Below are 14,774 nucleotides of genomic sequence, written 5' to 3'. Positions count from 1 at the left end.
CCGCCAGAACCAAAGATTCGCTCACGCGTGCCCTGTGACTTCAGGGCCCTGTTCTCTGGAGGAAAAGAGAACGTGAGCAAACCCCGAAACCTGAGCCGGCGTACCTCCGCCGGGCTCCTCGCGTCGGTCGTGGCCGCCGGTGCCATGACCGGCGCCGGCGGCGCCGCGACCGCGAGCGCCGCCCCCGCCACCGAGACGGAGGCTCCGCAGGCCACCGCCGTGGAGACGCTGGGCGCGCACGACGCCAAGCTGCTGAGCGAGGCCGAGGCGAAGCACGCCAAGACCGTCACCCTGATCGTCGCCACCGACAAGGGCGAGGCGAAGGACGTCGCGGACGCGGTGCGGCAGCTCGGCGGCACGGTGAGCCGGCGCTTCGACTCCATCGGCTACGTCCTGGCGAAGGTCCCCACCGCGAAGGTGCTCAAGGCCGCCACGCTCCCCGGCGTCGCCGCCGTCGACCTCGACGAGACCATCCAGCTCCCCGACCCGGTCCCGGAGGCCGCGCCGGCCGGCGCGAAGGCCGCCGCGCAGGGCGAGACCCTGGCCGGGCCGGGCGACGACACCGGCGCGGTGAACCCGTACATGCCGACCAACGAGACCGGCGCGGAGACCTTCAAGGCCGCGCACCCGGCGTGGGACGGCCGCGGTGTCACCATCGGCATCATGGACTCCGGCGTGGACCTCGACCAGCCGGCGCTCCAGACCACCACCACCGGCGAGCGCAAGATCGTGGACTGGGTGACCGCCACGGACCCGCTGGAGGACGCCACCTGGCGGGCGATGATCACCGAGGTCGCCGGCCCGAGCTTCACCGCGGGCGGCGCGACCTGGACGGCCCCGGCCGGCAACTACCGGTTCAACCTCTTCCGCGAGTCGATCACGGCGGGCAGCGACCCGGAAGGTGACGTCAACCGCGACGGCGACACCACCGACGCCTTCGGCATCCTCTACGACGCCACGACCCACGACATCCGGGTCGACGCCAACCTCAACCGGGACTTCACCGACGACGAGGTGCTGCGCCCGTACAAGGAGGAGTTCCAGGTCGGGCACTTCGGCACGGACAACCCGGCCACCGCGGTCCGCGAGCAGATCCCGTTCGTCGTCGAATACCGCGAGGACGTCGACACCGCGCCGGTCGGCGGCCCGGGACTGGTCGACTACGTCAACATCGGCATCGTCGAGTCCACCCACGGCACGCACGTCGCCGGCATCACCGCCGCCAACGACATGCTGGGCAACAGCGCGTTCGACGGCGCGGCCCCCGGCGCGAAGCTCGTCTCCGCCCGGGCCTGCTCCTGGGGCGGCGGCTGCACCGCCGCGGCGCTCACCACCGGCATGGCCGACCTGGTGATCAACCGCGGGGTCGACGTGGTCAACATGTCGATCGGCGGCCTGCCCGCGCTCAACGACGGCTCGAACGCCCGCTCCCAGCTCTACAACGAGCTGATCAACACGTACGGCGTGCAGCTGTTCATCTCGGCCGGCAACTCCGGACCCGGACTGAACACCGTCGGCGACCCGTCGGTGGCCGACAACGTGGTCAGCGTCGCGGCGAGCATCAGCAAGGACACCTGGCTGGCCAACTACGGCTCGGTCGTCCGCAAGGGCAACGCCCTGTTCAACTTCTCCTCGCGCGGCCCGCGTGAGGACGGCGGCTTCAAGCCGAACATCGCGGCCCCCGGCTCGGCGATCTCCACCGCGCCGACCTGGCAGGCCGGCAGCCCCGTCCCCGAGGCCGGCTACCCGCTGCCGCCGGGCTACCAGATGCTCAACGGCACCTCGATGGCCTCCCCGCAGGCCACCGGCGCCGCCGCGCTGCTGCTGTCGGCCGCCAAGGCGACCGACAAGGGCGTCAGCCCCGCCGCGCTGCGCCGGGCCATCTACACCTCGGCCAAGCCCATCGCGGGCGTCGCGACGTACGCGCAGGGCTACGGCATGTTCGACGTGCCGGGCGCGTGGGCGCTGCTGGCCAAGGGCGTGCAGACCCGGTCGTACGTCTCCGACGCGCCCGTCTGCACCGAACTGTCGGCGAACCTGACCCGCTACGACAAGGCCACCGGCGCCTTCGTGCCGAACCCGCACCGGGGCACCGGCGTCTACAACCGCTGCGCCGTCGCGCAGGGCGGGCAGCCGCTGAAGAAGTCCAAGACGTACGAGGTGAAGGTCACCCGGACCAGCGGCCCGAACAAGAGCCTGCTGCACACCGTGACGCTGCGCGGCAACGACGGCACCTTCAGCGCGAAGCAGCAGGTGTGGCTGCCGCTGAACAAGACCGTCACCATCCCCGTGAAGGCCAAGCCGAAGACCGCCGGGGCGCACGGCGCGCTCCTGCTGATCGACGACCCGGCCACCTCCGTGGTCGACTTCGAGGTCTCCGCCGTCGTGGTGGCCGCCAGCGACGTGGCGAAGCCGGCGTACTCGTTCTCGGCCGAGGGCTCGGTCGAGCGCAACAGCTCCACCTCGTACTACGTGACGGTCCCGGCGGGCGCGGGCACGATCCAGGTCAACCTGTCCGGCATCGCCACCGGCTCGCAGACCCGGTTCATCGCGATCAACCCGTACGGCGTGCCGGTGGAGAGCACCGCGAGCACCGCCTGCTACACCAACTTCTCCGACGCCGCCGCCTGCAAGCCGCAGGAGCGGGACTACCAGAAGCCGATCGCCGGGGTCTGGGAGTTCGAGGTGGAGTCGCGGCGCACCTCGCCGGCGCTGGACAACCCGTACCAGCTCCAGGTGCGGGTGCAGGGCGTCACGGTCTCCCCGGCCGTGGTCGAGCTGCCGTCGGTCACCGCCGGCACCCCGACCGAGGTCACCTGGGACCTGACCAACGCCTTCGGCCCGGTCTCGGTGACCGGTCAGGGCAGCCCGCTGGCCAGCGTGCACGCCGAGCGGCCCACGATCGGCGAGGGCGCGCAGCAGGAGTACCTGGTCGAGGTGCCGGCCGGCGCAGCCAGCTTCACGGCCCGCATCGGCAACACCGCGGACCTCGGCGCCGACCTGGACCTGTACGTCTTCCGCGGTGCCACCGAGGTCGGCCGCGCGGCCGACGGCGACTCGGAGGAGGCGGTGACCCTGGTCAACCCGGTCGCCGGCACCTACCGCGTCCTGGTCGACGGGTACGCCGTCGACGGGCCGGGCACCAGCACCGCCTACGACTACCGGGACTCGTTCTCGGCGGCCTCGCTGGGCACGCTGACCGCTCCGGCCACCCCGCTCGCTCTGGCCAACGGCGGCACCGCCGCCCTCACCGGCACGGTGACCGTCCAGTCCGCCCCGGTCGCCGGCCGCGAGCTCTACGGCGACCTGGCCGTGACCACCACCGAGGGCGCGGTCGTCGGCCGCGGCTCGGTCGCGATCGGCGCGGTCGACTGATCCGCGCCGCCTGACCACCCTCCGCCTCACCACAGGAGCCCGTCCCCGCCCCGGCGGGGGCGGGCTCCTGCCGTCAGGCGCGGCGGGCGGACTCCACGACGAACGGGATGCCCTGCTGGCACGTGGTGAGCATGTCGGGCTGGGCCCGGCCGGTGACCTCGACCTTGGCTCCGGCTACCAGCACGTCGGCGGGGCCGCCGATGAGCTGGTAGCCGTCCAGCAGGCGGCAACCGGGCTCCACGCCCGCCTCGACGGTGCCGGTGAGCGTGGTGGCCCCGACGCCCGGCGGGACGCTGGGGCCGCCCGGCTTCGGCGGGAGGCTCGGGCGGCCCGGGGGCACCGAGGCGGGCGGGACCGGGGCCGACGGGTCGACCGGGTCGGTGCTGGGCGCGTCGGTCACCACGGATCCTCCGGAAAGGCTGGGGGCGGGGCTGTCGTCACCGGCGCCCTGGCCACCGCAGGCGCTCAGGGCCGCGCAGGTGACCAGCGCGGCGACGATGATCCGAGGTGTCTTCATACCCGATCAGACGCTCCCCACCGCTGATCCGTTCCCCGCCCGTCGGGCATGGGCCGCACCAATCAGGCGCGGACCGGACCGGTCAGGCGCGGACCGAGGCGGCGGCCTTCATGTCGCGCTTGAGCTCCTGCGGCAGCGAGAAGGTCAACCGTTCGTTGGCGGTGACCACCTCGTCGACGTCGGTGAAGCCGCGCGCGGCGAGGTGCGCCAGGACCTCCTGGACCAGTTCGTCGGGGACGCTGGCGCCGGAGGTCAGGCCCACCGTGCCGGCACCCTCCAGCCAGGCGTCGTCGATCTCGTGGGCGAAGTCGACGAGATGGCCGGCGCGGGCCCCGGCGTCCAGGGCGACCTCGACCAGCCGGACCGAGTTGGAGGAGTTTCGCGAGCCGACGACGAGCACCACGTCGCACTCCGGGGCGATCTCCTTCACCACGTGCTGACGGTTGGAGGTGGCGTAGCAGATGTCGTCGCTGGGCGGCGACTGGAGCAGCGGCAGCCGGGACCTGAGCCGGGCCACGGTCTCCAGCGTCTCGTCGACCGACAGCGTCGTCTGGGAGAGCCACACCACCTTGCCCGGGTCCCGCACGGTGACCCGGTCGGCGTCGTCCGGGCCGTCGACGAGCTGGATGTGGGCGGGGGCCTCACCGGCGGTGCCGATGACCTCCTCGTGCCCCTCGTGGCCGATCAGCAGGATGTCGTAGTCCTCGGCGGCGAACCGCTTCGCCTCCTGGTGCACCTTCGTCACCAGCGGGCAGGTGGCGTCGATCGCCTTCAGCGAGCGGGCCCTCGCCTGCTCGTAGACCTCCGGGGCGACGCCGTGCGCGGAGAAGATCACGGTGGCCCCCTCGGGCACCTCCTCGTTCTCCTCCACGAAGATCGCGCCCTTGGCCTCCAGGGTCTGCACCACGTGCTTGTTGTGCACGATCTGCTTGCGCACGTAGATCGGGGCACCGTAGAGCTTGAGCGCCTCCTCGACGGTCTGCACCGCCCGGTCGACGCCCGCGCAGTAGCCGCGAGGCTTGGCCAGGAGCACGCGCTTGCCGGTCCGGGGAGTCGTCTCAGCCTGAGTCACCCGCCCATCGTACGTGCCGGGTCCGCCCCCACCGGCGATGATCAAGGGGTACGCGGACCGCCCCGTCGTCGGGGGTCGTCCGTAGGGTGGTGGCGTGAGTGCCGATGAGAGCGGGCGCAGCAGCTCCGACGAGCCGTGGCCGGTGCGGGTCGTCAGCCACAAGGTGGGCGCGTGGATCGCCCGGCTCGGCTGGGTGTGGGTCGACGGGCAGGTGGCGCAGATCAGCCGGCGACCCGGGGCCAGCACGGTGTTCCTCACCCTGCGCGACCCGTCGGCCGACCTGAGCCTCACCGTCACCACCAACCGGGACGTCCTCGACGCGGGGGCCCCCGAGCTGCGCGAGGGTGCCCGGGTGGTGCTGCACGCCAAGCCCGAGTTCTACGCCGCCCGGGGCACGCTGAGCCTGCGCGCCGACGAGATCCGCCAGGTGGGGCTCGGCGAGCTGCTGGCCCGGCTGGAGAAGCTCAAGAAGCTGTTGGCCGCCGAGGGGCTGTTCGACCGGGCCCGCAAGCGGCGGCTGCCGTTCCTGCCGGGCCGGATCGGGCTGATCACCGGCCGCGCCTCGGCCGCCGAACGGGACGTGCTGACCAACGCCCGCCGGCGCTGGCCGGCCGTGGAGTTCCGCACGGTCAACGTGGCCGTGCAGGGGCCGGGCGCGGTGCCGCAGATCGTCGACGCACTGAAGGTGCTCGACGCCGACCCCACCGTCGACGTGATCGTCATCGCCCGGGGCGGTGGCGGCATCGAGGACCTGCTGCCGTTCTCCGACGAGGCGCTGTGCCGAGCGGTCTTCGCCTGCCGTACGCCGGTGGTCAGCGCCATCGGCCACGAGACGGACGCGCCGCTGGTCGACTACGTCGCCGACGTGCGGGCCTCCACCCCGACGGACGCCGCGAAGCGGATCGTGCCCGACCTGACCGAGGAGCTACGCCTGATCCGGCAGGCCCGACAGCGGGTGGAACGCGCGGTCCGCAACCTGGTCGACCGGGAGGCGCACCGCCTCGACGGGCTGCGGTCCCGGCCGGTGCTGGCCCGGCCGCAGGTGATGGTGGAGCAGCGGGCCGCCGACGTGACGGCGCTGCGCCAGCGGGCCGGGCGCACCCTGCACCATCGGCTCGGCGCGGCCCAGGACGAGCTGCGGCACACCCTGGCCCGGCTGCGCGCCCTGTCCCCCGCCGCGACGCTGGAGCGGGGCTACGCGATCGTCCAGCGCGCCGACGGCCACGTGGTGCGGGCCGCCGGTGAGGTGGGTCGGGGCGACCCGCTGCGCGTACGTCTCGCCGAGGGCGAGCTGGCCGCCACGGTCGACGGCTGAGCCGCGCGTGACTCAGGGGCGGGATGTGCTGGGATGGGACCGATGACTGACGACGAAAAGAACGCCGGGCCGGACGAGCGGCTCAGCTACGAGCAGGCCCGCGCCGAGCTGGCGACCGTGGTGGAACGGCTGGAGACGGGCGGCACCTCGCTGGAGGAGTCGCTGGCGCTGTGGGAGCGCGGCGAGAAGCTGGCCGAGGTCTGCCAGCGCTGGCTCGACGGCGCACGGGCCCGCATCGACGCGGCCCGGCGGCAGCCGGACGCCTGAGGCGGGCGCTGGACGGCCGTCGCCGCGCCGTAGTCGGCGTACGTGACCCGGATGTCCCGAGCCTTGTTCTGCCCGGACGCCGGGACCCACACGACCTGCTCGCTGAGCCGGCCCTGCGGGTCCAGCTTCGCGGTGAACGGCACCGACCGGCCTGCTGCCCGAGCGCCTTGATCAGCTCGGCGTTCAGCGAGCCGGCCTCGGTGGCCCGGCCAAGCGGAAAGGCCGGACGCTCGCGGCCCCACGCCGCTGGCCCGCCTCGCCGATCGGCAATCACTTTCCGTAGTTTCTGCGAGGCCGTTCGCGGAGGCCGCGTGATCTGACTCTGAGTCGCGCCTCTCCGACCCCACCAGACACCATCCGCCCACTTTGCTCTGCACCCACCCACGCAACACCCCGTTTGAACTGGTCAAATGCAAGACCGTCGAATGAGGTACATGGCGACCGGTTACGCTGCGTAAAGCGTTGCCTATGTGGGTGCAGAGCAAAGTGGCGCGCAAAGAGGCGGGGCCGCCGAGCGGCTTGACCACGCTGAGTAACCCACGGGTGGCGTGTCGGGCGTGGGAGCACCGCAAGCGGTGGACCCCGGGCGAAACCTAGCGGACCGCGTCGGCGAGCCGGCGCAGCTCGTTCTCCCGGGCGTCCCCGACGACGATCACCGTGCGGCCCGGCTCGAGCAGCACCAGGGCCTGCTCGTTGCCCCGGGCGGTATACCGCTGCCAGTTGCGCCCGCCCACCTCGGTGGGGCCCTGGGGTTGCCCCTCTGCGGTCAGCTCGGCCGGCAGCAGCCGCTCCGGCGGCACGTTGCTCTGCACCAGTTGGGCGCCCCGCCCCTCCGGGGTGAGATAGCCGATCCGCAGGTTGGACCCGCCCTCGACCGTGCGGTAGCTGGCGCTGACCGTCCTCCAGTCGTCGCCGAGCCCGGCCGGCTGGCTCACCGGGAACGCGCTGGCCGCCCGGGCCTGCTCCAGGGCGGGGGCCGGGTCGACGGTGCTCGGCTGGTCGCCGCCGAGGAATCCCCGGTAGAAGGCGAGCAGCAGGGCGATCGGGACGAGCAGCACCAGCAGGGAGATCGCCATGTCCTTCGGCGACCGCTCGGACCGGGCCTTCTCCCGCTCCCGGCCCGGGGGAATCGACACCGACGGGGCCGGAGGCGGGGTGGACGGGGCCGGAGGCGGGGTCGGGGTCGGCTCGGCGGGGCTGTGCTCGGCGGGCTGCGCGGGATCCACCCCGCCATTGTTCCAGCCCCGGGTCGCCCTGGAACGCAGCGCCACCGCCCGAGCGACCGGGGTGATACGTCCCACCGCCCGGTTGGCGGGAAGCTGGCCACCACCGACCCGGCCCGACGATAGGTTGACGATCGTGTGAGGATCAGCGACAAAGCCGGCGACGGCCGCAGGCCGCCGGTCCACCCCGCAACGTCGCGAGGAGGAAGCCGTCATGACGAGCACCAGGACGCGTACCCCCCAGGATCTCGACCGTAACCTCGCCCTCGACCTGGTCCGGGTCACCGAGGCGGCGGCGATGGCCGCCGGCCGGTGGGTCGGCCGGGGCGACAAGGAGGGCGGCGACGGGGCAGCCGTCGACGCCATGCGCAAGCTGATCAACTCGATCCCGATGCGGGGCGTCGTGGTGATCGGCGAGGGCGAGAAGGACAACGCGCCGATGCTCTTCAACGGCGAGGAGGTCGGCGACGGCAGCGGCCCCGAGGTCGACGTCGCGGTCGACCCCATCGACGGCACCACGCTGATGAGCAAGGGCATGCCCAACGCGCTCGCCGTCCTCGCGGTGGCCGAACGGGGGGCGATGTTCGACCCGAGCGCCGTCTTCTACATGGAGAAGCTGGCCGTCGGCCAGGCCTACGCGGACGTGGTCGACATCAACGCCGGGGTGGCCGAGAACCTACGCCGGATCGCCAAGGTCAAGGGCACCGACGTGTCCGAGGTCACCGTCTGCGTGCTGGACCGGTCCCGCCACGACGACCTGGTCACCCAGATCCGTCGCACGGGGGCGGGCATCCGGTTCATCTCCGACGGTGACATCGCGGGCGCGATCGCCGCCGCCCGGGGCGAGTCGGACGTCGACGTGCTCATGGGCATCGGCGGCACCCCGGAGGGGATCACCGCCGCCTGCGCCCTCAAGTGCATGGGCGGCGTGCTGCAGGCCAAGCTCTGGCCGCGCGACGCGCAGGAGCGGGAGAAGGCGCTCGCCGCCGGGCACGATCTGGACCGCGTGCTGTTCACCGACGACCTGGTCAGCGGCGACAACTGCTTCTTCGTGGCGACCGGCGTCACCTCCGGCGACCTGCTGCGGGGCGTGAGCTACCGGGCCGGCGGGGCGTACACGCAGTCGATCGTCATGCGCTCGAAGAGCGGCACGATCCGGGTGATCGACTCGTACCACCGGCTGGAGAAGCTGGCGCTGTACTCGGCTGTCGACTTCGACGGCCGCCCCCTCGCCGAGCAGGAGTGACCGCCACCGGGACGATGTCCCCGCCGACCCTGCCGACCGCCCGCCGGATCACGGGCGTCGGGCTGGCCACCGCCTCCGGGGTCGCCGTGGCCGTGCAGTCCCGGATCAACGGCGAGCTGGGCGTACGCCTGGCCGACGGCATCGCCGCCGCAGTGGTCTCGTTCAGCCTGGGCCTGCTGGTGCTGCTGGTGCTGGTGCCGGCCACGCCGGGCGGGCGGCGGGCTCTCGCCGCGCTGCGGGCGGCGCTGGCGGGCGGCTCGCTGCGGCCGTGGCAGTGCCTCGGCGGTGCCTGCGGGGCGCTCTTCGTGGCCGCCCAGGGGCTGACCATCGGCGCGCTCGGCGTGGCGGTGTTCACCGTGGCGGCGGTCGCCGGGCAGTCCGGCAGCAGCCTGCTGGTCGACCGGGCCGGGCTGGGCCCCGCCGGCCGGCAGGCCGTCACCCCGAACCGCCTGGTGGGCGCGACGCTGACCGTGCTGGCCGTCGTGCTGGCCGTCGGCGACCGGCTCGGCGACCCGGGCACGCTGGGCCTGGCGCTGCTGCCGCTGCTGGCCGGGGTGGGCGTCGCCTGGCAGCAGGCGGTGAACGGGCGGGTCCGGGTGGCCACCGGCAGCGCCCTGGCCGCGACGCTGGTCAACTTCTCCGTCGGCACCGTGGTGCTGCTCGCCGCGTTCGTGGTGGAGGTGGCCGTCCGGGGCCGCCCGGACGGGGGCCTCCCGGCCGAACCGTGGCTCTACCTGGGTGGGCCGGTCGGCATCGTCTTCATCGCGGTCGCCGCCGCCGTCGTGCGGTTCACGGGGGTGCTGCTGCTCGGCCTGTCCACCATCGCCGGGCAGGTCGTCGGGGCCGCCCTGCTGGACGTGGTGCTGCCGACGGCGGCCTCGCACCCGGGGGTGAACACGCTGCTGGGTGCCGCGCTCACCCTGTTCGCCACGCTGCTCGCCGCCCTCGGCCCCCCGGGGCGGGGGTAAGGAAGGGCCCGCATACGGTAGAGAAGGGCACCCCTCTCACCGCAGCGGTCCACGGCAGCCCGGTCGCCGGATACGCCGCCCCGGACGACACCCTCGGGCCGGCGCAGCGCCCACCGGCCGTCCTGGTCGGCATCCTCCGCGACGGGCCGGCCGCCGGCCGCGCCCTGCCGCACCGCGCCGAGCACCAGAGCACCAGAGCACCCTGATGGCCGACCTCATCGGCCTCCCCCGCTGACCGGCTCCGTCAGAGGGCGTCGGAGGAGTGGCCCGGGAAGAGGTGGGCGGACGGGTCGATGGCGACGGCGGCGTTGTTGACCGCCGTGGCGGCCTCCCCGAAGCCCGTGGCGATCAGCCGCACCTTGCCCGGATAGTCGGTGATGTCACCGGCGGCGAAGACCCGGGGCAGGTTCGTCGCCATCGCGCTGTCCACGACGATGTGCCGGCGGTCCAGCCGCAGCCCCCACTCGGCGATCGGGCCGAGGTCGGCGGTGAAACCGAGGGCGGCCACCACCGTGTCCACGGGCAACGTCTCGGGCGGGGCCCCCTTCGTGGTGATCTCCGCTCCGGTCACCGCGCTGTCGCCGTGCAGCCGGGTGACCTCGGCGTTGACGACGACCCGGACGGACGACCGCTGCACCCGGGCGACGGTGGCGGCGTGCGCGCGGAACCGCTCCCGCCGGTGCACCAGGGTCACCGAGCGGGCCAGCGGCTGCAACGCCAGCGCCCAGTCGAACGCGGAGTCGCCGCCGCCGACGATCAGCACGTCCCGGTCGGCCAGCGCGGCCGGCTCCGGCACGAAGTAGACGATCCCCGTGCCGGTGAAGTTGTCGGCGACCGGCAGCGGACGCGGGGTGAAGCTGCCCAGGCCGCCGGTGATGACGACCGCGCCGCAGGTGAGCTGCTCGCCACCGGCGAGGCCGAGCACCGGCTGCCCGTCGGTGTGCGACAGCTTCTCGGCCCGGGTGCCGAGCAGGTATCTCGGCTGGAACGGCGCGGCCTGGGCGACCAGGTTGGCCACCAGGTCCCGGCCCTTGACGGCCGGGAACCCGGCCACGTCGAGGATCAGCTTCTCCGGGTACATCGCGGTGATCTGGCCACCGGCCTCGGGCAGCGCGTCGACCACGGCGACGGAGAGCCCCCGGAATCCGGCGTAGTACGCGGCGAAGAGCCCCGTCGGGCCCGCACCGATCACTGCGACATCGACCTCGGGCATGGCGTACCGTCGCTTTCCGCTCACGGATCAACGCGTGCTGATGCCGACGGTAGGCGCGCGCCGGGGCTGGATCAAGCACCGTCCCACGGCGAGCGTGGGCCGGGCGCGGCCCAACGGCGGGTGAGAGGGGTGCCCTTCTCTACCGCAGGCGCTAACAGGGGCCCTTCCTTACGCTTGGAGGGAGTCCAGGTCGTACGGGTCGTCCTCGGTCCGGCGCCGCCGGAAGAGGATCGCGGCGACCACGCCGCCGACCAGCCCGAACAGGTGCCCCTGCCAGGAGATCCGCTCGTCGGTGGGGAGGATGCCGAGCAACTGCCAGCCGTAGAGCAGGCCGACCAGCAGCACGACCGCGAAGTTCCACCAGCTGCGCTCGACCACGCCGCGGGTGAGCAGGACGCCCAGGTAGCCGAAGATGACGCCGCTGGCCCCGACCACCACCGAGTTCGGCGAGCCGGTGAACCACACGCCCAGCCCACTGACCAGCACGATGACCAGGGTGGACCACATGAACCGCCGGAAGCCGGCGGCGAGCACGAAGGTGCCGAGCAGGATCAGCGGCACGCTGTTGCTGTAGAGGTGGTTGAAGTCGGCGTGCAGGAACGGCGAGAAGAGCACCCCGTCGAGCCCGTCGATGTGCCGGGGGATGATGCCGCCGGCCAGGTCGAGGTCGATGCCGAGGCCGACGTCGAGTGCCTCGACCAGGAAGAGCACCGGCACGACGGCGCACATGGCGACGAAGGCGCGGCCGATCGAGGCGTAGAAGGCCTCGGTGCCGAAGCGTCGCGGGTCGCCGCCCGGGGGGCCGTCGTGCAGGGTCATGCCCAAACAGCTATCAGCAATCCCGCCCGACCGCCACCCGGGCGGCGGGGTCGTCGGCGGAAACGACGCCGGCGGGGTGGGCGCCGGGTGCGCGCCCACCCCGCCGTCGCGGTGCTCAGGGATCAGAGGATCAGTACCAGCCGACGCTCTGTGAGTGGCTCCACGCGCCACAGGGCGTGTTGTAGCGGCCCTTGATGTAGCCGAGACCCCACTTGATCTGGGTGGCCGGGTTGGTCTCCCAGTCGTCGGCCACCGAGCCCATCTTGCTGCCCGGCAGCGCCTGGGGGATGCCGTACGCCCCGGAGGAGGTGTTGCGGGCCTTGTGGTTCCAGCCGCTCTCCTTGGTCCAGAGCTTGTCCAGGCACGGGAACTGGTCGATGCCGAAGCCGGCGTCGATCATCAGCGCGCAGCCGACCTTCCGGTTCCCGCTGTACTCGTTGCACGAGGCGGGGATCGGACCGTCGTACGGCTTGCTCGCCTTGGCCGCCGCCGCCTTCTCCGCAGCCTTCTTCGCCGCCGCCTCGCGCTCGCGCTTGCGGGACGCCGCCTCGGCCTCGCGGGCCCGTTCGGCGGCCTCCTTGGCCGCCTCGGCGGCCCGCTTCTCGGCCTGGTATTCGGCGGCCCGCTGCTTGGCGGAGACGATCCGGTGCTGGGCCTGCCGCTCGCGCTGGTAGTCGAACTCGGCCTGGTCCACCTGGCGGCCGACCTGCGCGGTCAGGCCCTGTTGCTGGGTTTCGCGGTCTTCGCCCAGATAGAAGCCGCCGGCAACGCCCACGGAGAGCAGTGCGACGGCGGCGGTACGGGCACCGAACCGGCTCCACAGCCGACTCACGAAGTGGTCCCTTCGTCGGGGGCAAGGACACGGCGCGACCCTGGCCCGAGGAGGGACCCGGCCCGCGCCGTGAGCGCCCCGACCCTGCCGGTCGCAGCCGACGCACTCGCCCTCGCCACTCCCCGCCGTCGGGTGCCCGACGGGAAAGGACGATCTTCGCGTGCGTGGACGCTCGAGGGACACCATCGCGCACAGTGAGGCTGATGGGAAACCACCAGCCCCATTTGTGACCTGGGCCACAGGCAGAATCACACTAAAGGGGGACTAGACAGGCATGATCTCGGTCAGATCGGGATCTCCTCCAACAGATCCGTCACCATCGCTGCGATCGGCGACCGCTCCGACCGGTTGAGCGTGACGTGCGCGAACAGGGGGTGCCCCTTCAGGGTCTCGATCACCGCGGTCACGCCGTCGTGCCGGCCCACCCGCAGGTTGTCCCGCTGGGCGACGTCGTGGGTGAGCACCACCCGCGACCCCTGGCCGATCCGGGAGAGCACGGTGAGCAGCACGCCCCGCTCCAACGACTGGGCCTCGTCCACGATGACGAAGGCGTCGTGCAGGCTGCGGCCCCGGATGTGGGTGAGCGGGAGGACCTCCAGGATCCCCCGGGCCATGACCTCCTCCAGCACGTTCTCGTGCACCACCGCGCCGAGGGTGTCGAAGACGGCCTGCGCCCAGGGCGACATCTTCTCCGTCTCGGAGCCGGGGAGGTAGCCCAACTCCTGGCCGCCGACGGCGTACAGCGGACGGAAGACGATCACCTTCTTGTGCCGGCGCCGCTCCATCACCGCCTCCAGGCCCGCGCACAGCGCCAGCGCCGACTTGCCGGTGCCGGCCCGGCCGCCCAGCGAGACGATCCCGATCGACTCGTCCAGGAGCAGGTCGAGGGCGACCCGCTGCTCGGCCGAGCGGCCGTGCACACCGAACGCCTCCCGGTCGCCCCGGACCAGCCGGACCGTCTTGTCGGGCAGCACCCGGCCGAGCGCGGAGCCGCGCCCGGAGTGCAGCACCAGGCCGGTGTGGCAGGGCAACCCGGCCGCGCCGTCCAGGTCGAGGGCCTCGCCGGCGTAGAGCGCGGCGATCTCGTCGTCGCCCAGCGCCAGCTCGGACATCCCCGTCCAGGTGGGGTCGCTGGCCTGGCCGTGCCGGTACTCGTCGGCGCGCAACCCGACCGAGGCCGCCTTCACCCGCAGCGGCATGTCCTTGCTCACCAGGGTCACGTCCCGCCCCTCAGCAGCCAGGTTGAGCGCCACCGAGAGGATCCGGGCGTCGTTGGACTCGTTGCGGAAACCGGGGGGCAGCACGCCGTCGTCGGTGTGGTTCAGCTCCACCCGCAGGGTGCCGCCGGCGTCGTTGGCGGGCACCGGCCGGTCCAGCCGGCCGTGGCGTACGCGCAGCTCGTCCAGCATGCGTAGGGACTGCCGGGCGAACCAGCCCAGCTCCGGGTGGTGCCGCTTGCCCTCCAACTCGGAGATGACCACGAGGGGCAGGACCACCTCGTGCTCGGCGAACCGGTGGAAGGCCGCCGGGTCCGAGAGCAGGACCGACGTGTCCAGAACGAACGCCTGGCCGGCTGGTCGGGGCTCCTCGGGCTCGACCGGGGTCGCCGCGCGGCGGCTCCGGGTGACGCGGCGGGTCGTGGCAGTCGCGGCCGGGGTCTGGTCGGCACCGGCGGGGGTACGGCGAGTCGTCACAGGCCTGCTCCGGCGGATGGGCACCCGGCCACCCGCGTTCCGCCTCGTCCGGTGCCCGGGGACACGGGGTCGGATGCGGGCCCCGTGCGCGAGGTCGCAGATCCGGGCTGGCCGGCTGGCCCGGGGGGAATCCCGCGCCATGACTAGACGCTAGCCGCGCCACGGCGTCCCGGCTAGAGGTTGACCCGTGGATCTCTGGAGACGGGCGGGTGTCCGGGCGCGGCGGACCGGCC

12 protein-coding genes are annotated in these 14,774 nt (G+C 73.0%); 5 read left to right on the top strand and 7 right to left on the bottom strand.

All coding sequences use genetic code 11. The annotated features are described in order from the left end of the window. Nucleotides 1-72 precede the first annotated feature (72 nt). Entirely contained in the window at nt 73-3,375 is a 3,303-nt protein-coding gene (locus ACFT41_RS04890; RefSeq protein ID WP_377613746.1) for a S8 family serine peptidase, read from the top strand. 73 nt (nt 3,376-3,448) lie between these two features. Here the strand turns inward: ACFT41_RS04890 and ACFT41_RS04885 are convergent, their stop codons facing one another. Together ACFT41_RS04885 and ACFT41_RS04880 are read right to left on the bottom strand one after the other, a co-directional pair. Next, a complete protein-coding gene (locus ACFT41_RS04885) occupies nt 3,449-3,892 on the bottom strand; it encodes a hypothetical protein (protein ID WP_377582457.1) in 444 nt (147 codons plus the stop codon). A gap of 82 nt (nt 3,893-3,974) precedes the next feature. After that, entirely contained in the window at nt 3,975-4,964 is a 990-nt protein-coding gene (locus tag ACFT41_RS04880; RefSeq protein ID WP_377582455.1) for a 4-hydroxy-3-methylbut-2-enyl diphosphate reductase, read from the bottom strand. A gap of 94 nt (nt 4,965-5,058) precedes the next feature. On the opposite strand from ACFT41_RS04880, the gene xseA reads away from it, so the two are divergent. Both xseA and ACFT41_RS04870 read left to right on the top strand, forming a co-directional pair. After that, on the top strand, nt 5,059-6,279 hold the full coding sequence (gene xseA, locus ACFT41_RS04875; RefSeq protein WP_377582452.1) for an exodeoxyribonuclease VII large subunit: 1,221 nt from the start codon (nt 5,059-5,061) through the stop codon (nt 6,277-6,279). Nucleotides 6,280-6,321: 42 nt separating this feature from the next. Next, complete coding sequence (locus ACFT41_RS04870) at nt 6,322-6,546, top strand: exodeoxyribonuclease VII small subunit (RefSeq protein ID WP_178063387.1); 225 nt, start codon at nt 6,322-6,324, stop codon at nt 6,544-6,546. Between the two features lie 593 nt (nt 6,547-7,139). Here ACFT41_RS04870 and ACFT41_RS04865 read toward each other — a convergent pair. Beyond that, nucleotides 7,140-7,772 carry a DUF4245 domain-containing protein gene (locus ACFT41_RS04865; RefSeq protein WP_377582449.1) on the bottom strand — a complete coding sequence of 211 codons (633 nt, stop codon included), beginning with the start codon at nt 7,770-7,772 and terminating at the stop codon, nt 7,140-7,142. Between the two features lie 211 nt (nt 7,773-7,983). Here ACFT41_RS04865 and glpX point away from each other — a divergent pair, with 211 nt between their 5' ends. Both glpX and ACFT41_RS04855 read left to right on the top strand, forming a co-directional pair. Next, nucleotides 7,984-9,015: a class II fructose-bisphosphatase gene (gene glpX / locus ACFT41_RS04860; RefSeq protein ID WP_377582446.1), complete on the top strand. Its 1,032-nt coding sequence runs from the start codon at nt 7,984-7,986 to the stop codon at nt 9,013-9,015. A gap of 14 nt (nt 9,016-9,029) precedes the next feature. Then, on the top strand, nt 9,030-9,983 hold the full coding sequence (locus ACFT41_RS04855) for a DMT family transporter (protein ID WP_377582564.1): 954 nt from the start codon (nt 9,030-9,032) through the stop codon (nt 9,981-9,983). Between the two features lie 244 nt (nt 9,984-10,227). Here the strand turns inward: ACFT41_RS04855 and ACFT41_RS04850 are convergent, their stop codons facing one another. The 4 genes from ACFT41_RS04850 to ACFT41_RS04835 all read right to left on the bottom strand — a co-directional run bounded on the left by ACFT41_RS04850 (nt 10,228) and on the right by ACFT41_RS04835 (nt 14,541). Next, on the bottom strand, nt 10,228-11,196 hold the full coding sequence (locus ACFT41_RS04850) for an NAD(P)/FAD-dependent oxidoreductase (RefSeq protein ID WP_377582561.1): 969 nt from the start codon (nt 11,194-11,196) through the stop codon (nt 10,228-10,230). Nucleotides 11,197-11,364: 168 nt separating this feature from the next. Beyond that, on the bottom strand, nt 11,365-12,015 hold the full coding sequence (locus ACFT41_RS04845) for a rhomboid family intramembrane serine protease (protein ID WP_377582444.1): 651 nt from the start codon (nt 12,013-12,015) through the stop codon (nt 11,365-11,367). Nucleotides 12,016-12,145: 130 nt separating this feature from the next. Beyond that, nucleotides 12,146-12,847, bottom strand: a complete 702-nt coding sequence (locus ACFT41_RS04840; RefSeq protein ID WP_377582441.1) for a lytic transglycosylase domain-containing protein — start codon at nt 12,845-12,847, stop codon at nt 12,146-12,148. A 284-nt stretch (nt 12,848-13,131) separates the two neighbouring features. Next, nucleotides 13,132-14,541, bottom strand: a complete 1,410-nt coding sequence (locus tag ACFT41_RS04835; protein ID WP_377582438.1) for a PhoH family protein — start codon at nt 14,539-14,541, stop codon at nt 13,132-13,134. Between the last annotated feature and the right edge of the window lie 233 nt (nt 14,542-14,774).

The sequence above is a fragment of the Micromonospora sp. NPDC057141 genome, from assembly GCF_042670805.1.
Classification (GTDB): Bacteria; Actinomycetota; Actinomycetes; order Mycobacteriales; family Micromonosporaceae; genus Micromonospora.
Note: the sequence above shows the minus strand (reverse complement) of the source record. Positions and strands in the feature narration are given on the sequence as shown.

What these genes read in the sequence shown, in the direction of transcription:
- ACFT41_RS04855 (WP_377582564.1), top strand. Translation starts at nt 9,030, where the DNA reads ATGTCCCCGCCGACCCTGCCGACCGCCCGCCGGATCACGGGCGTCGGG.
- ACFT41_RS04850 (WP_377582561.1), bottom strand. Translation starts at nt 11,196, where the DNA reads ATGCCCGAGGTCGATGTCGCAGTGATCGGTGCGGGCCCGACGGGGCTC.
- ACFT41_RS04885 (WP_377582457.1), bottom strand. Translation starts at nt 3,892, where the DNA reads ATGAAGACACCTCGGATCATCGTCGCCGCGCTGGTCACCTGCGCGGCC.
- ACFT41_RS04870 (WP_178063387.1), top strand. Translation starts at nt 6,322, where the DNA reads ATGACTGACGACGAAAAGAACGCCGGGCCGGACGAGCGGCTCAGCTAC.
- glpX (WP_377582446.1), top strand. Translation starts at nt 7,984, where the DNA reads ATGACGAGCACCAGGACGCGTACCCCCCAGGATCTCGACCGTAACCTC.
- ACFT41_RS04845 (WP_377582444.1), bottom strand. Translation starts at nt 12,015, where the DNA reads ATGACCCTGCACGACGGCCCCCCGGGCGGCGACCCGCGACGCTTCGGC.